We start from the raw sequence: 18,297 nt of genomic DNA on the forward strand, positions 1-18,297 counted from the left end.
AGCTTCCGGGGCCCCTGAGCCTTACGGGCCTTACGGATCTCGAAGTCCATCGCACCCCTTGAACTGGGGTGTTGCAACGACCACTAGAACCTAAGCACGGCCCCGGGGCCTTCGCGTGCGCCCGCCGGGTACCCCGTCGTCCCCCCTCCGGTAACGGGAAGCCCGAACTCCGCTACCGGCAGGCCCCAACTCCCTTACCGCGCAGCCCGACTGCCCTGGGGGTCGGATCTTCGAGGGGGATATGCTGCAGGGTTCTGAACTCCAGGGATGGGAAGCGAGGCATGGCCTTGTCAGGTCCGCAGCAGTACCCGACGGAGCTGCTGGATACCACCATGGACCAGCTGCGCACGCTGATCGTGGTCCACGAGGCGGGTACCGCACTGGGCGCCGCCCGGCAGCTGGGCCGTGAGCAGTCCAGCGTGCAGAAGCAGCTGGACACCATGAACCGCACCTTCGCCGCCCTGTGCGGCGAGGAGCTGGTCCTCAAGCAGGGCCGGGGGCGGGACGCCCTGTTCACCGCGACCGGCGAGGCGCTGGTCGAACTGGCACGGCGCACGCTGGGGGAATGGACGGACGGGGCGCGCGACGCCCGCCGCCGGCTCGGCCGGACGCTCTCCGTCGGCACCACCCGCTACACCCTCGGCTTCCTGCTGGACGCGGTGGAGCGCGTCACCGAGGACTACGAGCGCGACGACGTCGATCTGAAGGTCACCCATGTCCGCACCGGCGATCTCTTCGCCAAGCTGCGCTCCAAGGAACTCGACCTGGTCTGCGGCAGCGTCGTGGTCACCGAGGGCGAGGAGGCCGAACTGCTGGCGCCGTACGAGGTCATGGAGTGGCGGCGCAGCGGGCTCTCGCTGCTGACGAACCTGCCGCCGGAACGGCTCCCCGGCACCTCGTTCGACGCCCGCGAGCTGTCCCGGCTGCCGCTGGTCATCTCCGCCCGCGGCCTGATCGGCCGCTTCCTGACCTCCTGGTACGGCTCCGACTACCGGCACAAGCTGTCCGTGGCGGCCGAGATCGAGGCCGCGCACTACGGCTTCGAACTGCTGCGGTCGGGCGTGGTGAGCGGGGCGATGCTGGTCACCCGGGGCATCGGGGAGGCCGCCGCGGACGGCCGCCTTCCGGAGGCCGGCGGGCTGCGCACCCTGGAGATCGTCGGGGAGGTCGGCCCCCGGACGGAGGTGCTGGTCGGCGTCTTCACCCGCCGGGGCGAGCGGGACTCCTACGGCCCCGGCCACCCCCTCAACCTCCTGTGGGACGCGCTGTCCCGGGAGAGCGGGCGATGGTGGCTCAGCTCATGACCGGGTGCCGGCCCCGTGGGCCAGGTCCCGCTCCCGGGTCTCCGGCAGCGCCAGCACGCACAGCAGCGAGACGACCGCCATCGCGCTGACGTACCAGCCCACCGAGGCCGAGCCGTACGCCGACTGGAGCCGGGTGGCGACCAGCGGGGCCACCGCGCCGCCGAGGACGCCGCCCAGGTTGTAGGCGAGCGAGGCGCCCGAGTACCGCACCCGCGCGCCGAACAGCTCCGGCAGGTAGGCGCCCATCGGGCCGTACACCACCCCCATGCAGAACAGCGCGCCGCCGATGCCGAGGGCGATCAACGCCGGCGTTCCGGTCTCCAGCAGCGGAAAGAGGACCAGGCCCCACACCGCCGCGAGGCCGCACCCGGCGAGGATCAGCCGGCGGCGCCCGGCGGCGTCGGAGCGGGTGGCGGCGAGCCAGGTGCCGGCGGCCAGGAACAGGCAGGCGACGAGGGAGAGCCCCAGCATGGTGTTGCGGGAGATGCCGAGGGGGCCGGTGGCGTAGGACAGGCAGTAGGTCGTCGCGGTGTAGAAGAGGCCGTAGGCGACGATCATGCCGCCCGCGCCCAGCAGGAGTTCGCGCGGATGACGGCGCAGCACCTCGACGGCGGGGGCCCTGCTCGCCTCCTGGGCGTCCAGCACCTTCGCGAACACCGGCGTCTCACTGATCTTCAGCCGTACGAACAGTCCCACGCCGACCAGCAGGAACGACAGCAGAAACGGCACCCGCCAGCCCCATGAGCCGAACGCGGCGTCATCGAGCACGGACGACAGCAGCCAGAACACCCCGGTCGCCGCGAAGAACCCCACGGACGGCCCGAGTTGCGGGAAGGCCGCGTACAGTCCGCGGCGGGTGCGCGGCGCATGCTCGACCGCGAGCAGCGCGGCCCCGCCCCACTCGCCGCCCAGGCCGATGCCCTGGAGGAAGCGCAGCGCGATCAGCAGCAGCGGCGCCCAGATGCCCCAGCTGCCGTAGCCGGGGAGCAGCCCGACGCACGCCGTCGAGAGCCCCATCAGCAGCAGCGAGACCACCAGGACGGACTTGCGGCCCACCCGGTCGCCGAAGTGGCCGAAGAGCACCGAGCCCAGCGGCCGCGCGGCGAACGCCACCGCGTAGGTGGAGAAGGACGCGAGGGTGGCGTTGACCGGGTCGAGCGTCGGGAAGAACGCCTGGTTGAGGACGAGGGCGGCGGCCGTCCCGTAGATGTAGAAGTCGTAGAACTCGATGGCCGTCCCGATGAACGAGGCCACCGCCACCCGGCGCAGGCTCTCGCCGCCGCCGGCGTCCCCTGCCGTCTCCGGCGGGGCATCGGCCGATGTCTGCGCTGCTGTCGCGTCACTGCTCACCAGCGCACTTTCGGGCCCGGCGCAGCGGACAGTCAAGAGGCTAATGGGCCTGTCCCGGTTCCTGAGACCGGGACAGGCCCGGGCCGCGGCCGGCCCAACGCCCTTACGGGTAGCGCAGATACCGCCGCCGCAGCGCGCGGAAGCGGCCGAGGTCCTCCCGCCAGGCGGCGGCGATCTCGTCCGTCCCCGCGCCCGCGTCGATCATCTTCCGTACCGTCGGCGACCCGGTCAGCCGGTCGATGCCGTTGTCCGGCCGCCAGGCGAAGCCGCTCCAGACCCGCTTCGCGGTCACCAGGAGGCCGATGCCGCAGCGCACCGGGTCGAACGCCGCGCGGTCGTGCACGTGCAGTTGGACGCCGCCGATGGTCTTGCCCTGGAACTTGGAGAAGGTGGGCGCGAAGTACGCCTCCCTGAAGTGGACGCCGGGCAGGCCGAGTCCGGTGGCGGCCGCGGCCCACCGCCGGTCGATGCCGTCCGCGCCCAGCAGCTCGAAGGGGCGGGTGGTGCCGCGCCCCTCGGAGAGGTTGGTGCCCTCGAAGAGACAGGTGCCGGAGTAGACCAGGGCGGTGTCGGGCGTGGGCATGTTGGGGCTCGGCGGCACCCAGGGCAGTTGGGTGGCGTCGAAGAAGTCGGTGCGCCGCCAGCCGGTCATCCGCACGGTCTCCAGCTCCACCGGGCGCCCCGCGACCTGGGGCACGAACTCGCCGTTGAACAGCAGCGCCAGCTCCGCCACCGTCATCCCGTGCGCCTGCGCGATCGGCTCCCGGCCGACGAAGGAGGCGTACGCCTTGTCGAGCACCGGGCCGGCGGCCGCGCGGCCGGTGACCGGATTCGGCCGGTCGAGGACGAGGAAGCGCTTGCCGGCCAGCGCCGCCGCCACCATGCAGTCGTACAGGGTCCAGATGTAGGTGTAGAAGCGTGCGCCGACGTCCTGGATGTCGAAGACGACGGTGTCCACGCCGGAGGCGTCGAAGATGTCCGCGAGTGCCCGGCCGCTCTTGTTGTACGTGTCGTAGACCGGCAGTCCGGTGGCCGGATCGTCGTAGCGGCCCTCGGAGCCGCCGGCCTGCGCGGTGCCGCGGAAGCCGTGCTCGGGGCCGAAGACCGCGGTCAGCCGCACCCGGTCGTCGGCGTGCATCACATCCACGATGTGCCGCAGGTCCCGGGTGACGCCGGTGGGGTTGGTGACGATGCCCACCGTGCGGCCTTCCAGGAGGCGGTAGCCGTCGGCGGACAGCCGGTCGAAGCCGGTGTGCACCCGCCGCCCGCCGCCGGGCGCCGGCCCGGCCGCCCGTGCGGGCCCCGTACCTGAGGCCACCGCGGCACCGGCCGCTCCGGCCACCGCCAGCCGTCCGAGCAGAACGCGTCTCGACAGAGCCATCCGCACACCTCCGTGATCAGAAACCGACCGGGTACGTGTCGTGTGCACGCTAACGCGCACGGGGTCGCGGCGGAACGGACCCGGCCGGTACGGCAGGGACTCTTCCGCCGGGACATACCGACTGGTTAGTCTGCCTGTCGGCCGAATGGACGCGACCGAGGGAGACCCAGCGTGGAAGCCGTACGGGACAAGACCGTTGTCGTGACCGGGGCGGGCGGGGGGATCGGCGCCGCGCTGGCCCGCCGGTTCGCCGCCGAGGGCGCCCGGGTCGTGGTCAACGATCTGGACGCGGCCAAGGCGGCGAAGACCGCCGAGGAGATCGGCGCGCTCGCGGTCGCCGGCGACGCCTCCGCCGTCGTCCCGGCCGCGCGCGAGGCACTCGGCGGCGGCATCGACATCTTCTGTGCGAACGCCGGCGTCGGCACCGGCGGCGGGCCCGAGGCGTCCGAGGAGGACTGGACGCTGGCCTGGGACGTCAACGTCATGGCCCACGTCAGGGCCGCGCGGGAGCTGCTGCCGGAGTGGCTGGAGCGCGGCAGCGGGCGCTTCGTCTCCACGGTGTCCGCCGCGGGCCTGCTCACCATGGTCGCCGCCGCCCCGTACAGCGTCACCAAGCACGGCGCCTACGCCTTCGCCGAGTGGCTCTCGCTCACCTACCGGCACCGCGGCATCGACGTCCACGCCATCTGCCCGCAGGGCGTCCGCACCGACATGCTGGCCGCCACCGGCGCCGCCGGGGACCTGGTGCTGACGCCCACGGCCGTGGAGCCCGAGGACGTCGCCGACGCCCTCTTCGCGGCGATGGACGAGGGCCGCTTCCTCGTCCTGCCGCACCCCGAGGTCGCCGACTACTACACCGCGCGGGCGGCGGACCCCGACCGCTGGCTGCGCGGGATGAACCACCTCCAGCGGAAGTTGGAGGAGACCGGGGGCGGCCGCTCCTAGGGCCCCCGGCAGGGCGGGGTGACGGGCCGGCCGGGCCCGGCGCGTCACCCCGCGCCACCCGTCACCCCGCGTCACCCAGGTGTCTCCCCCGCAGGGATGATCAGGCGATCAGGAAGAAAGGGCCGCACCCCGATGACCTCCTACCAGGACATGCCGTGGCTGGCACAGCTCACCGACGCCCAGCGCGCCCCCGTCCAGCCGCCCCCCTCGACGCTGCACGCCTTCCGGGCCGCGGTGAGCCGCGTCCCCGACCGCACGGCGCTCGCCTACTTCGACGGCCGGCTGTCCTACGCCGAGACCGATGCGCTCTCCGACGGCATCGCCGCCCACCTCGCCGAGCGCGGCTTCCGGCGCGGCGACCGGGCCGCGGTCATGCTGCAGAACACCCCGCACTTCGTGCTCGCGCTGCTCGGCGTGTGGAAGGCCGGCGGTGTGGTGGTGCCGGTCAACCCCATGTACAAGTCCGCCGAGATGCGGCACATCCTGGACGACGCCGAGGTCACCGCCGTCATCTGCGCCGACCGCACCTGGGACGGCTTCCTGCGCGCCACCGCGGCCGGGGCGCCGTCCGTACGGATCGCGCTCACCGCCTGGGAACGGGATCTGCAGACCCGGGACGACCGGCGGGTGCTGCGCGGTGAGCGGCTCGGGCCGCAGGAGGGCGCCGACGACCTGCTGACCGTCGCCCGCACCGCGGGCAGGATCCGCGCGGTGCCCACCGACCCGGAGCTCACCGCCGACGACCTCGCGCTGATCAGCTACACCTCCGGCACCAGCGGCACCCCCAAGGGCGCCACCAACACCCACGGCAACATCACCTTCAACGCCGAACGCCAGCGCACCGGCCTGGGCCTGCCCGAGGGCGCCACCTACTTCGCGCTCGCCCCGCTCTTCCACATCACCGGCATGGTCTGCGAACTGGCGGCCTGCGTCGCCAACTCCGGCACCCTCGCCCTCGCCTACCGCTTCGACGCCGGTGTCGTCCTGGACGCCTTCCTGGAGCACCGCCCCGCCTACACGGTCGGGCCCTCCACCGCCTACATGGCACTGATGGCCCACCCGGACGTCACCCGCGAGCACTTCGCGTCCTTTTGCACCATGTCCTCGGGCGGCGCCCCGCTGCCGCCCGCCCTCGTCGAGAAGTTCCGCACCGAGTTCGGCCCCTACCTGCACAACGGCTACGGCCTGACCGAGTGCACCGCCCCCTGCGCCAGCGTCCCGCCGGGCCGGGAGGCCCCGGTCGACAAGGTCTCCGGCACGCTCGCCGTGGGCGTCCCGGGACCCGACACGATCGTGCGGATCACCGACGAGGAGGGCCGGGACCTGCCGTTCGGCGAGCAGGGCGAGATAGCCGTCCGCGGCCCCCAGGTGGTCCCCGGCTACTGGCGCCGCCCCGACGCCACCGCCGAGGCCCTCCCGGACGGCGAGCTGCGGACCGGCGACATCGGCTTCATGGACGCCGGCGGCTGGCTGTACGTCGTCGACCGCAAGAAGGACATGATCAACGCCTCCGGCTTCAAGGTGTGGCCGCGCGAGGTCGAGGACGTCCTCTACAGCCACCCGGCGGTGCGCGAGGCGGCGGTGGTGGGGGTGCCCGACGCCTACCGCGGCGAGTCGGTCAAGGCGTACGTCAGCCTGCGCCCGGGCGCCGCCCCGGAACCCGCCGAGCTGGCCGCCTACTGCAAGGAACGGCTGGCCGCGTACAAATATCCCCGTGCGGTGGAGATCCTGGCCGAGCTTCCGAAGACCACCAGTGGCAAGATCCTCCGACGGGAGCTGCGCCACCGCGCATGACGAGCACGAAGGACAGGTGAGGGCGATGGCCGGCACGAAGGACGGCAACGGCAACGGCGGTACGAAGCCGGTGGCCCGGCGGCTGCTGGCCACCGCCACCAGGCTTTTCGCCGAGCAGGGCTACGACCGCACCTCCGTCCAGGAGATCGTCGATGCGGCGGGCGTCACCAAGGGCGCCCTCTACCACTACTTCGGCTCCAAGGAGGATCTGCTCCACGAGGTCTACGGCCGGGTCCTGCGACTCCAGCAGGAGCGGCTCGACCACTTCGCGGACGCCGACGCGCCGGTGGAGCGCAGACTGCGGGACGCCGCCGCCGACGTCGTCGTCACCACCATCGACAACCTTGACGACACCAAGATCTTCTTCCGCTCGATGCACCAGCTCAGTCCGGAGAAGGACAAGCAGGTGCGCGCCGAACGGCGCCGCTACCACGAGCGGTTCCGGGCCCTGGTCGAGGAGGGCCAGCGCACCGGTGTGTTCGCCGCCGACATCCCCGCCGACCTGGTCGTGGACTACCACTTCGGTTCCGTGCACCACCTGGGCACGTGGTACCGCGAGGACGGCCCGCTCAGCCCGCAGCAGGTCGCGGACCATCTGGCGGACCTGCTGCTGCGCGCCCTGCGGCCGTAGGCGGCCCGTGCCGCGGGCCGCCCGGACCGTTCTGCCGCGGTGTTCCGTTGACCACAGTGGCGGGAGTGGCGTCCCTCACACACCCTCACCGTGCGTGTCGGAGCGGCCACATCGGGGCGGGCCGGACCGCCTCCCGGGGCGCTCCGGCGGGCCTTCGCCGCATCTCCGGAAAATTGTTGGATTGCGCGCAAGGCCAGTGGGAATGCGCTCCCGGGCAGCGACACTCGACGGGCGGCGACAACTCGGGGGTGTCCTCATCCGCCGTCCGTAACTTACGGTATCGATAGTTCTGCTATCACTACCGATGTGGGTGGCCTTGTGGCTGAAGTGACGCTGTTTCTCCGGGAGTACGCACGGACGCGCCGGGAGGTGGGCGCGATCGCTCCGAGCAGTCCCCGGCTCGGCAGGGCCCTGACCCGCTATCTGATCCCCAGCCCCGGCCGCTCCCGCGCGGTCCTGGAAGTGGGTCCCGGCACCGGAGCGGTGACCCGCCACATCGCCGACGCGCTCGGCCGGGAGGACACCCTCGACCTGGTCGAGGCCAACCCGCGCTTCGTCGACATCCTGCACGGCGTCTACGGCGGCGACCCCCGGCTGCAGTTCCTCACCGGCCTGGTGCAGGAGCACGAACTCGGCACCTACGACACCATCGTCTGCGGCCTGCCGTTCGCGAACTTCGACGCCCCGACCACGACGGACATCTTCGACCGGCTGCTCGGCGCCCTGCGGCCCGGCGGCACGCTCTCCTTCTTCGGCTACGTCGGCGGGGCCACGGTGCGCCGCACGTTCACCGGCAGGACCGCCCGCACCCACGCCCTCGACGGCCAGAACGCGCTGCGCCGCATACTCGACCGGCACACCTTCCGCACCGAACTGGTGCTGGGCAACCTGCCCCCGGCCCGGGTGCACCACCTCGTACCGGCCGGCGAGCCCGTTCAGCCCGTCTGAGACCCCTCCTGCACCCGCCGGGAGACGTCCTCCTGGGCGATGCGCCGCAGGGCGGCCATCGCCGCGTCGCCCAGCACGGTCCCGAGCACCGCACCCTCGATCTGGGCGTCGAGGCTCGGGACCCCGTCGAACGCCGCCAGCTCCGCGGCGGCCAGTGAGCCGGCGGCCTGGGCGTACCGGTCGAGCAGGCCGAGCAGCTCGCCCTGGTCGAGCTCGTGGTAGGCCACCACGACCTGCACCAGCGTCCGCCACCCCGGGTTCTCCGGCCGCACCGCCCAGTCGTGCCGCCGCACCAGCTCCGCGACCTCGCGCTCGGCGCGCTCCCACATCTCGTCGGTGCCCCGCTCGGCGGCCACCTTGCTGACCGCCGCCTGTGCGGTCCCGAGCATGCCGTGCGGGGTGCTGCCCGGGGTGTCGATACCGGCCAGCACCTCGGCGGCGGCCGCGATGGACAGACCGCCCACTTCGGTCAGCGCACGGATCAGCTTCAGCCGCCGGATGTGCGACTCCGCGTACTGGACCTGGTTGGGACTGATGCGCTCGCCCGGCGGCAACATGCCTTCCCGGGTGTAGTACTTGATCGACGGAACCGGAACGCCGGTCCGCCGCGCCAGTTCTCCGATACGCATCCCCCGAGGATAGCCGCGCATCCACCGCGGCCGGGGGCGGCTCCGGGCGGTGGACGGGGTCCCGGCCGGCCTCGTGCGCAGGCCGTGCCCGAGGTCCCCACCCCCTCGGGCACGGCTGCGGATCCGCGGCGGAACCCAGCCCGGCGCGGGCCCTACAGGTAGCGCTTCAACTCGCGGCGCGCCAGGGACCGTTGGTGCACCTCGTCCGGGCCGTCCGCCAGCTGGAGCGTGCGGGCGCCGGCCCACAGCTCCGCCAGGGGGAAGTCCTGGCTGACGCCGCCCGCGCCGTGCAGCTGCACCGCCTTGTCGAGGATGTCCACGACGGTGCGCGGGGTGGCGATCTTGATGGCCTGGATCTCGGTATGGGCGCCCTTGTTGCCGACGGTGTCCATCAGCCAGGCGGTCTTCAGCACCAGCAGCCGCAGCTGCTCCACCGCCACCCGGGCGTCCGCGATCCATTCCTGCACCACGCCCTGCTGGGCCAGCGGCTTGCCGAAGGCCGTACGGGCCACCGCACGGCGGCACATCAGCTCGATGGCGCGTTCGGCCATCCCGATCAGGCGCATGCAGTGGTGGATCCGGCCGGGGCCGAGCCGGGCCTGGGCGATGGCGAAGCCGCCGCCCTCCTCGCCGATCAGGTTGCTCGCCGGCACCCGGACGTCGTGGAAGACCACCTCGGCGTGGCCGCCGTGCCAGTGGTCCTGGTAGCCGTAGACCTGCATGGCGCGCCTGACCTCCAGGCCGGGGGTGTCGCGCGGGACCAGGATCATCGACTGCTGGCGGCGGAGGTCCGCGCCGTCCGGGTCGGTCTTGCCCATCACGATGAAGACCTGGCACAGCGGATTCATCGCGCCGGAGATGTACCACTTGCGGCCGTTGATGACATAGTCGTCGCCGTCCCGCTCGATCCGGGTCTCGATGTTGGTGGCGTCCGACGAGGCCACCTCCGGTTCGGTCATCGCGAACGCCGACCGGATCTCACCGGCCAGCAGCGGCGCCAGCCACTGCTTCTGCTGCGCCTCGTCGCCGAACTGGGCCAGCACCTCCATGTTGCCGGTGTCCGGCGCCGCGCAGTTCAGCGCGGTGGGCGCCAAATGGGGGCTGCGGCCGGTGATTTCGGCCAGCGGTGCGTACTGGAGGTTCGTCAGCCCGGCACCGTGCTCCGCGTCGGGGAGGAAGAGGTTCCACAGCCCCTGCCGCCGCGCCTCGGCCTTCAGGTCCTCGACGATCGCCGGGGTGTCCCACGGCGACGCGAGCGCGGCCCGCTGCTCGTGGGCGGTCTGCTCGGCCGGGTGGACATGCTCGTCCATGAACGTCAGGAGCTTCTCGCGCAGCTCCTCGGTACGGGCGTCGAATGCGAAGTCCATGGGTGCCTCAGCCTTCCTTGAGGGTGGTGAGTCCGTGGTCGATGAAGACGGGGACGAGTTCGCCGATCCGGTCGAACCCGGCGCCGACGGTCTGGCCGAGGGTGAAGCGGTAGTGGATGCCCTCCAGGATCACGGCGAGCTTGAACCAGGCGAACGCCGTGTACCAGGCGATGGCGGAGGTGTCCCGGCCGGAGCGGGCGGCGTAGCGCTCGATCAGCTCGGCCGGCGAGGGGTGGCCCGGGGCGCCGCTGGTGGTGCTGACCGGCGACTGGGGCAGGCCCAGGTCCGAGCTGTACATCACCAGCAGGCCCAGGTCGGTCAGCGGATCGCCGAGCGTGGACATCTCCCAGTCCAGTACGGCCTTGAGGGTGTCGTCGGCCCCGATCAGGACGTTGTCGAGGCGGTAGTCGCCGTGGACGACGGCCGGGGCGGGCGAGGCGGGCAGCGCCCGGCCCAGCGCCTCGTGCAGCTCGTCGATCCCCGGCAGGTCACGGTTCTTCGACGCGCTCAACTGCTTGCCCCAGCGGCGCAGTTGGCGCTCCAGGAAGCCGTCGGGGCGGCCGAAGTCGCCGAGTCCGACCGCCTCCGGGTCCACGGCGTGCAGATCCACGAGCGTGTCGACCAGGGAGAGCACCACGGCCCGGGTGCGCTCCGGTCCGAGCGGGGCCAGCTGGCCGGCCGTGCGGTAGGGCACGCCCTCGACCAGCTCCATCACGTAGAAGGGCGCGCCGATGACCGACTCGTCCTCGCACAGCAGCAGCGTCTCGGGCACCGGCACCGGCGTCTCGTGCAGGGCGCTGATGACGCGGTGTTCGCGCCGCATGTCGTGGGCGGTGGCGAGCACATGGCCGAGCGGCGGCCGGCGGACGACCCAGGAGGCGGTGCCGTCGGTGACGCGGTAGGTGAGATTGGACCGCCCGCCCTCGATCAGCCGGGCCCGCAGCGGGCCGCCGGCCATCCCCGGCCGCTCCCGGCCCAGATGCTCGCGCAATCGCTCCAGGTCGAGGCCGGGAGGGTCCTCCCGGTCCTGGGGCTGCGGGGGAGGGGTGCCCTTGCTCATCGTGCTCCTCCGTACGGAGTGGACGGTCCATCGGTCGCAGCACGATCATGCCGACTAGTCGGTATGGCGTCCAGTGCCGGGGCGTGGGGCGTCGGTCACGCGACGGCTTTCCGCCATGCCGGCCGCCCCGGCCGCCCCCCCCGTACCGCCCCGGCGCCGCCGCCCGCGGTCAGGCGTGGCACGCCATCGGCACCCCGCCGTTCATCACCGTCATGTCGCCGAACCCGGCCACCAGGTCGAGCGGGGCGCCCGGCGCGGTGCCCGCCAGCTCCGCGTACGCCCGGTGCAGGTTCGCCACCAGCCGCTCGCTCTCGGCCAGGTCGGCGAACGGGCCGAGGTCCGCCTTGCGGGCCACCTCCAGCGGCGTACGGCCGGCCGCCCGGCCCTCCTCCGCCAGCCGGCCGACGAACTGCAGATAGCGCTCGATGCCGTCGTACACCTCGGGGCCGGTCACCGGACCGTGCCCGGGCACGACGGTGACCGCGTCCAGGGTGCGCAGCAGCCGCAGCGCCCGCAGCGATCCGGACAGCGACCCCATGAAGACGAACGGGGTGCCGCCGTGGAAGACCAGGTCGCCGGTGAAGACGATCCGCTGGCGCGGCAGCCAGACGATGGTGTCGCCGGTCGTGTGCGCCACGCCCGGGTGGATCAGCCGCACCTCGATGTCCCCTACGTGCAGGGCCAGCTCGTCGGTGTAGGTGACCTCGGGCGCCGCCAGGCGGATGTCGCCGTACTCCACCTCGGGCCACACCGCGTGCAGCTGCCGCCCGGCGGCCAGCAGTTCACGGCGGCAGGCGGCGTGCCCGACGACCGTCGCCTCCGGCGCGAAGACGCAGTTGCCGTAGGTGTGGTCGCCGTGGTGGTGGGTGTTGACCACCATGCGGGGCGCGGGCGCGCCGCTCTCGGCGATCCGGCGGCGCAGCAGGCGCGCCCGGCGCTCGGTGGCGGCGGTGTCCACGACCAGGGTGGCGTCCCCGTCGGTGACGAAGCCCGCGTTGTTCAGGCACCAGCCGCCGTCCGGCTGGACGAAGGCGTGGACGCCGGCGGCCAGTTCGGTGAGGTAGGGCTCGGGGACGGAGGGCTCCGCGGCGGGTGGTGGGTCCGCGGGGGTCCCGGCGCCGGACGGGTGCGCCGGGTCCGGCCCGGGAGCTCCGGGCCCGGTGGGCCGGGCCGCCGGGGGCGGTGTTGGGGTCCGGGCCGGCGTGTTCCGTGCTGCCGAGTCGCCCATGCGGGTGTGCCTCCTCGTCCGGTGGTCCCTCGTTCCCGCTGCCGGGGCGGGAGTCGGGCCCGCTCCGGGATCGCGAGGGTCGCGTCACCGTACCTCCGCCGTCCGCCCCGGCGGGCTCCGCGCCCCGCCTCAGTGCCCGGGCCGGACCAGGATCACCGCGCCGCACAGCGCCAGCGCGGCGGTGCAGCCGACCAGCAGCAGGGCCGTCCGCGCGGAGAGCCCCGGCGGACGGCCGGTGGCCATGGCCCGCATCCGGCGGTGCGCGAGCGCCACGAAGCCGGTCCACAGCAGCCCGGTCAGCACCGTCAGGGCCACCTCCGCCGCTCCCGGGGCCGCGCTGCGCAGCAGCTGACGGGCGGCCAGCACCGCGACCGCCGTGGCGGACAGCGTCGTGCGCCGCCACGCCAGCCGGGTCCGCTCCGGCTGCAGCCCGGGATCCCGGTCGGGGGCCGGACGCGGCGACGACCCGGTGTCCGGGGGCGTGTGGTCCGCCACCGGCTAGGTGGTCCGGCCCAGGAGGACCAGGACGACCACCGCCACCGCCAGGACGCCGACGCCCAGCGCCAGCGCCGTGGGGAAGCGGGTGACCGGCAGGTCCTCGCCGCGCCGCATCGCGCGCTCGCAGCGCACCCAGTGGTTGACCGCCCGCAGTGCGCACAGCGCGCCGCCCACCAGCAGGACGACGGTGAACGTCACCCGCAGCCCCTGGTGCAGCCGCGGCAGGAACTGGTCCACCGCGAAACCGCCGCCGATCAGCGCCAGACCGGTGCGCAGCCAGGCGAGGAAGGTGCGCTCGTTGGCGAGCGAGAAGCGGTAGTCGGGGGTGGTGCCCTCCTCGCGGACCCGCGCCGGCGAGCACCACAGCCGGACGGCCGCGCCGGCCGACCGCAGTGCCTCGGTGAGGATCATGGCCGAAACCCTATCGGCCGGCCGGTGCCCTGCCCGGGACGCATCAGAGCTCCCCCGCCTCCCGCCGGGCGAGCAGCTCCCGGTAGGCGGCTAGCCCGTCCGGCGTCCACGGCCACTCGTCGAGCCGCCGGGCGAGCTCCTCCTCGGTCAGGAACGCGGACCAGTCGATCTCCGACTCCTGCGGGGCGACCGGCAGGGTGCAGCGCACCTGGTAGACCGCGGACCACCAGGTGTGCTCGGGCGTCTCGTAGAGGAACTTGAACAGCGGTTCCGGCGGCGCCAGCCCCTGGACCCCCAGCTCCTCCTCGGCCTCGCGCAGCGCCGCCTGGTCGTAGGTCTCACCGGCGCCGACCACCCCGCCCACGAACATGTCGTAGTGCGAGGGGAAGACGAGCTTCCGCGGGGTGCGGCGGTGGACGAAGATCCGGTCCCGGTCGTCCCGGGCGAGGACGAACGCGCAGCGGGTGCGCATCCTGCGGGCGTAGCTCTCGCCGCGCGGGGCCTGCCCCACGACCTGATCGTTCTCGTCGACGATGTCGAGGATCTCGTCCGCGTTGAGCGGTTGCTGATCGGTCATGGGAGCCATGCAACCACCCGGCCGCGGGGCGCCACCCGCCGGGCGGCCGCCTCAGTGCGGCTGCAGCTCCCGCACGCTCTCCCGCCGGCCGGACCCCGGCGGCATCGCCGGGTGGCTGCCGATCAGCACGATGCCCGCGACGACGGCCACGATCCCGGTCACCTCCCACGCCAGCGCCGCGGGCGTCACCTGCAGCTGGTCGCCCAGGAACCCCACCCCGCAGGCGATCCCGGCCAGCGGCTGGGCGGCGGTCAGCGCGGGCAGCGAGAGCCGCAGCGGTGCCGACTCGAAGGCGCTCTGGACGAGCACCAGCGCCAGCACACCGAGCACGACGATGGCGTACGGCTGCCAGCTGGTGAACAGGGCCGCCCAGCCGCCCTCGCTGAAGTGCTCCCCACTGATCCGGGTCAGCGCGTCCTGCAGCCCGTAGATCAGCCCCGCCGCGACGCCCAGCAGGGCGGCTTCCAGGCTCACATGGACCCGCTCCCGCTTGGCGACCGCGGCCAGCAGCAGCGCGATGCCCAGCACCATCCCCATGATCAGCCACTGCCAGAGGTGATCGGCGCTGCGCTGCCCGCCCTGCGGACGCCCGGCCACGATGAAGGCCGTCACCCCGCCCGCCAGCAGCCACAGCCCGGCCCAGCCGCTCCGGCCGAGCCGCTGGCGGGTCAGCCGCCGCGACAGCGCCATGGCGAACAGCAGATTGGTCGCCAGCAAGGGCTCCACCAGAGTGATGTCGCCCATGCCCAGCGCCATCGCGCCGAGCGCCATCCCGACCACCATCAGGCCGATACCGGCCAGCCACAGCGGCATCCGCACCAGATCGAGGAGCAGCCGCACCGAGAGGAAGTCCTTCATCGGAGCGTGCTGCGCCGCGGCCTGCTGAAACACGAAACCGAGTCCCAGACAGCAGGCCGCTCCAAGGGCGAGCAGTATGACCGTCACGTCGCACCTCGTATCGGGGGGCGGGGGATGCGCCTGAGGATAGTCATCCGGCGGCGGGCGTGGCGTGGCCCTGGTCACCCACCATTCTCCCGCGCGCCTTCGTGTACCGCCCGGTAACCAGGTGGTTGACGCGGCAGTCGGGTGCGCTGAGGATCGTTCCACCAGGCGGCCGGGGCGCCCGGCGTGCCCCGTGGAGGAGAAGCTGAGATGGCGTACGACGCTGATGTGATCGTGATCGGAGCGGGGCTCGCGGGGCTGGCGGCCACCGCGGAGCTGGTGGACGCCGGACGGAAGGTGATCCTCCTCGACCAGGAACCCGAGCAGTCCCTCGGAGGGCAGGCCCACTGGTCGTTCGGCGGCCTCTTCCTGGTGGACTCCCCCGAGCAGCGCCGGCTGCGGATCCGCGACAGCCACGAGCTGGCCTGGCAGGACTGGCTGGGCACCGCGGGGTTCGACCGGCCCGAGGACCACTGGCCGCGCAAGTGGGCCGAGGCCTATGTCGACTTCGCGGCCGGGGAGAAGCGCTCCTGGCTGCACCGGCAGGGCGTACGGCTCTTCCCCGTCGTCGGCTGGGCCGAACGCGGCGGCTACGACGCGACCGGGCACGGAAACTCCGTGCCCCGCTTCCACATCACCTGGGGCACCGGCCCCGGTCTGGTGGCGCCGTTCGAGCGGCGGGTGCGGGCCGGGGCCGCCCGCGGCCTGGTGGAGCTGCGGTTCCGCCACCGGGTGACCGGGCTGTCGCGCACCGGGGGGAGCGTGGACACCGTCAGCGGCGAGATCCTGGAGCCCTCGGACGCCGAACGCGGCAGGCCCAGCAGCCGTGAGGTGGCCGGTGCCTTCGAGCTCAAGGCGCAGGCCGTGATCGTCACCTCGGGCGGCATCGGCGGCAATCACGACCTGGTGCGCGCCCACTGGCCCGAACGGCTCGGCAGGCCCCCGCGGCGGATGCTGTCCGGGGTGCCCGCGCATGTGGACGGCAAGATGCTGGGCATCGCCGAGGCGGCCGGCGCCCGGCTCATCAACCGCGACCGGATGTGGCACTACACCGAGGGCATCGACAACTGGAACCCCGTCTGGCCGCTGCACGGCATCCGGATCCTGTCCGGCCCCTCCCCGCTGTGGCTCGACGCCCGCGGCAAGCGGCTGCCGGTGCCGCTGTTCCCCGGCTTCGACACCCTGGGCACGCTGGAGCACATCCTGGGCACCGGCCATGACCACACCTGGTTCGTGCTCACCCAGAAGATCATCGAGAAGGAGTTCACCCTCTCCGGCTCCGAGCAGAACCCCGATCTGACCGGCAAGAGCGTCCGCGGCGTGCTGGGCCGGGCCAGGGCCGGCGCACCGGGGCCGGTGCAGGCGTTCATGGACCACGGCGCCGACTTCATCGTCGAGCGGTCCCCGGACGACCTGGTGCGGCGGATGAACGAGCTGACCGGGGAGCCGCTGATATCCCCGGACGTGCTGCGCCGCGAGATGGTGGCGCGGGACCGGGAGATCGCCCACTCCTTCACCAAGGACCTCCAGGTGACCGCGATACGCGGCGCCCGCAAGTACCTCGGCGACCGCCTGATCCGCACCGCCGCGCCGCACCGGCTGCTCGACCCCAAGGCCGGCCCGCTGATCGCCGTACGGCTGAACATCCTCACCCGCAAGACGCTGGGCGGCCTGGAGACCGACCTGTCCTCGCGGGTGCTGACCGACGACGGCGCGCCCCTGACGGGCGTGTACGCGGCGGGCGAGGCGGCCGGGTTCGGCGGCGGCGGGGTGCACGGCTACCGCTCGCTGGAGGGCACCTTCCTCGGCGGCTGCCTCTTCTCCGGGCGGACGGCGGGGCGCGCGGCGGCCCGGGCGGTGTCCTGACGGGGGCGGCGCGGACGGCGTCCCGACCGGCGGGGCGTACGGGGGAGGGGCGGCCGGCGAGCGGGGCGGTACGGGGGGAGTGGCCGGAGAACGGGGCCGGGGCCCACGGGGCGGCGCGTGCGGTGGCCCCGTGGCCATCCGGCCGTTCGTTCCCTTCCGCGGACGAATCGGGGCGGCGGATCCGGCCATTCCCCTTCCCGTCTTGACGCGGAGCTCTGCGTGCCGCTTTGCTGTGCGTGATGACTGGTGCGGACCAAGCCATCACCCTCTGTAGAGGTGCGCGCGGATCCGGTCCCAGCCCGCCGAGGACGACTCGGTGCGGTGGGGCGAGAGATGCGGCGCGCCATGGAGCCCCTGACCCGTGATGTCCATTTCCCCCTTGCCGCCGACCCCGCCACCCCTCGAACGCGTCCCCTGCCCGGACGCCCCGGTTCTCCCCCCGGCCCTGGACGACACCCAACTGGCCATCGCGGCCGATGCGTTGGCGCTCGGCCAGTGGGTGCGGGTGCGCACCCTGCTCGCCGAGACCGGCGAGGACTGGGATCTGCGCGGCCACCGATTAACCGTGCTGGCCACCTGTCCCGGCAGCGCAGCCTGGGCCGGCGACTGGCAGCTCGCCGAACCCGGCAACGGTGACGCCGCCACCCTCCTGGCCCTCGCCACCGTCCACCTCGCCCTGCGCGGCGACAGCGACACCGGGGCCGCCGCCGACGCCTGTGCCACCGCCGCCCGGCTGCTGCCCGACGACCCCACCCCCTGGCTCGGCGCGCTGATCCTCGCCCGCCGCACCGGCACCCCGCACCAACGGGCCCACGCCTTCCACCAGGTACGCGCCCGCCACCGCGACCACCACCACGCACACCACCTCATGACCGCCGCCCTGGCCGAGCAGGGGCCGGCCGCCACCGACGACCCGCGGCACCCCGCCCACGCCTTCGCGGCCCGCGCGGCCGAACGCGCCCCCGCCGACTCCCCGCTCGCCCTCCTCCCGGTCGTCGCGCACGCCGAGCGCTACCGCGTCCTCGCCGCAGAGGGCCTGGCACCCTCCGACCCCGCGGACTGGGCCCACTGGTCCACCCGGCGCGCCCGGCAGGTCCTGCAGGCCGCCGTCGACTGGTGGCTGGAGTGGGAGGGCGAGGAGCACCCGCGCCGCAAGATCGATCTCAACTTCCTCGCCCATGCCGCGTTCCACCAGGGGCGGATGGCCGAGGCCGCCGCGCTGTTCCAGCGGATCGGCCCGCACCCCACGCGCGCCCCGTGGTCGTACCCGGGCCGCGACGGCGCGGACGCGTTCCGGGCCGCACGGGCCACCGCACTCGGCGGCGCCGGGGAGAGCGCCGTCCCGTGACCCGCGGCACCGATGACG

General features: G+C 73.4%; 17 protein-coding genes. 7 read left to right on the top strand and 10 right to left on the bottom strand.

The features are described 5' to 3' along the window. Positions 1-281 precede the first annotated feature (281 nt). Entirely contained in the window at positions 282-1,304 is a 1,023-nt protein-coding gene (locus tag AB0411_RS34870; protein ID WP_366421252.1) for a LysR family transcriptional regulator, read from the top strand. Here AB0411_RS34870 and AB0411_RS34875 read toward each other — a convergent pair. After that, positions 1,299-2,654, bottom strand: coding sequence for an MFS transporter (locus AB0411_RS34875; RefSeq protein WP_403152528.1), 1,356 nt, complete (start codon positions 2,652-2,654; stop codon positions 1,299-1,301). The two genes, AB0411_RS34870 and AB0411_RS34875, sit on opposite strands and share 6 nt — an antisense overlap. Before the next feature lie 103 nt (positions 2,655-2,757). Continuing rightward, positions 2,758-4,035, bottom strand: coding sequence for an exo-beta-N-acetylmuramidase NamZ family protein (locus AB0411_RS34880; protein WP_366421253.1), 1,278 nt, complete (start codon positions 4,033-4,035; stop codon positions 2,758-2,760). Between the two features lie 171 nt (positions 4,036-4,206). Between AB0411_RS34880 and AB0411_RS34885 the strand changes: the two genes are divergently transcribed. The 4 genes from AB0411_RS34885 (at position 4,207) to AB0411_RS34900 (ending at position 8,353) form a co-directional block, all read left to right on the top strand. Next, a complete protein-coding gene (locus AB0411_RS34885; protein ID WP_366421254.1) occupies positions 4,207-4,980 on the top strand; it encodes an SDR family oxidoreductase in 774 nt (257 codons plus the stop codon). A 132-nt stretch (positions 4,981-5,112) separates the two neighbouring features. Beyond that, complete coding sequence (locus AB0411_RS34890; protein WP_366421255.1) at positions 5,113-6,774, top strand: AMP-binding protein; 1,662 nt, start codon at positions 5,113-5,115, stop codon at positions 6,772-6,774. A 25-nt stretch (positions 6,775-6,799) separates the two neighbouring features. Next, on the top strand, positions 6,800-7,405 hold the full coding sequence (locus tag AB0411_RS34895; RefSeq protein WP_366421256.1) for a TetR/AcrR family transcriptional regulator: 606 nt from the start codon (positions 6,800-6,802) through the stop codon (positions 7,403-7,405). Positions 7,406-7,732: 327 nt separating this feature from the next. Next, positions 7,733-8,353: a class I SAM-dependent methyltransferase gene (locus tag AB0411_RS34900; protein ID WP_366421257.1), complete on the top strand. Its 621-nt coding sequence runs from the start codon at positions 7,733-7,735 to the stop codon at positions 8,351-8,353. Here the strand turns inward: AB0411_RS34900 and AB0411_RS34905 are convergent. The 8 genes from AB0411_RS34905 to AB0411_RS34940 form a co-directional block, all read right to left on the bottom strand. Then, a complete protein-coding gene (locus AB0411_RS34905) occupies positions 8,341-8,982 on the bottom strand; it encodes a MerR family transcriptional regulator (RefSeq protein WP_366421258.1) in 642 nt (213 codons plus the stop codon). The genes AB0411_RS34900 and AB0411_RS34905 overlap by 13 nt on opposite strands. A gap of 152 nt (positions 8,983-9,134) precedes the next feature. After that, positions 9,135-10,349: an acyl-CoA dehydrogenase family protein gene (locus AB0411_RS34910; RefSeq protein ID WP_366421259.1), complete on the bottom strand. Its 1,215-nt coding sequence runs from the start codon at positions 10,347-10,349 to the stop codon at positions 9,135-9,137. 7 nt (positions 10,350-10,356) lie between these two features. Continuing rightward, positions 10,357-11,409 (bottom strand): phosphotransferase family protein, encoded by a 1,053-nt coding sequence (locus AB0411_RS34915; RefSeq protein ID WP_366421260.1) that lies wholly within the window; start codon positions 11,407-11,409, stop codon positions 10,357-10,359. A 169-nt stretch (positions 11,410-11,578) separates the two neighbouring features. Next, positions 11,579-12,637 carry an MBL fold metallo-hydrolase gene (locus AB0411_RS34920; protein WP_366421261.1) on the bottom strand — a complete coding sequence of 353 codons (1,059 nt, stop codon included), beginning with the start codon at positions 12,635-12,637 and terminating at the stop codon, positions 11,579-11,581. Positions 12,638-12,766: 129 nt separating this feature from the next. Beyond that, positions 12,767-13,132, bottom strand: coding sequence for a DUF202 domain-containing protein (locus AB0411_RS34925; protein WP_366421262.1), 366 nt, complete (start codon positions 13,130-13,132; stop codon positions 12,767-12,769). A gap of 3 nt (positions 13,133-13,135) precedes the next feature. Then, the gene (locus AB0411_RS34930) at positions 13,136-13,546 is read right to left on the bottom strand and encodes a YidH family protein (protein ID WP_366421263.1); all 411 of its coding nucleotides are present in this window, start codon (positions 13,544-13,546) and stop codon (positions 13,136-13,138) included. 43 nt (positions 13,547-13,589) lie between these two features. Next, positions 13,590-14,123 (bottom strand): NUDIX hydrolase, encoded by a 534-nt coding sequence (locus AB0411_RS34935; protein ID WP_366421264.1) that lies wholly within the window; start codon positions 14,121-14,123, stop codon positions 13,590-13,592. Between the two features lie 51 nt (positions 14,124-14,174). Next, positions 14,175-15,068 carry a DMT family transporter gene (locus AB0411_RS34940; RefSeq protein WP_366421265.1) on the bottom strand — a complete coding sequence of 298 codons (894 nt, stop codon included), beginning with the start codon at positions 15,066-15,068 and terminating at the stop codon, positions 14,175-14,177. A 207-nt stretch (positions 15,069-15,275) separates the two neighbouring features. Between AB0411_RS34940 and AB0411_RS34945 the strand changes: the two genes are divergently transcribed. Continuing rightward, complete coding sequence (locus AB0411_RS34945; protein ID WP_366421266.1) at positions 15,276-16,931, top strand: FAD-binding dehydrogenase; 1,656 nt, start codon at positions 15,276-15,278, stop codon at positions 16,929-16,931. Between the two features lie 364 nt (positions 16,932-17,295). Beyond that, on the top strand, positions 17,296-18,279 hold the full coding sequence (locus tag AB0411_RS34950; RefSeq protein WP_366421267.1) for a hypothetical protein: 984 nt from the start codon (positions 17,296-17,298) through the stop codon (positions 18,277-18,279). Positions 18,280-18,297: the final 18 nt, after the last annotated feature.

Origin of the sequence: Streptomyces angustmyceticus (assembly GCF_040701845.1) — a bacterium.
Lineage (GTDB): Bacteria > Actinomycetota > Actinomycetes > Streptomycetales > Streptomycetaceae > Streptomyces > Streptomyces angustmyceticus_A.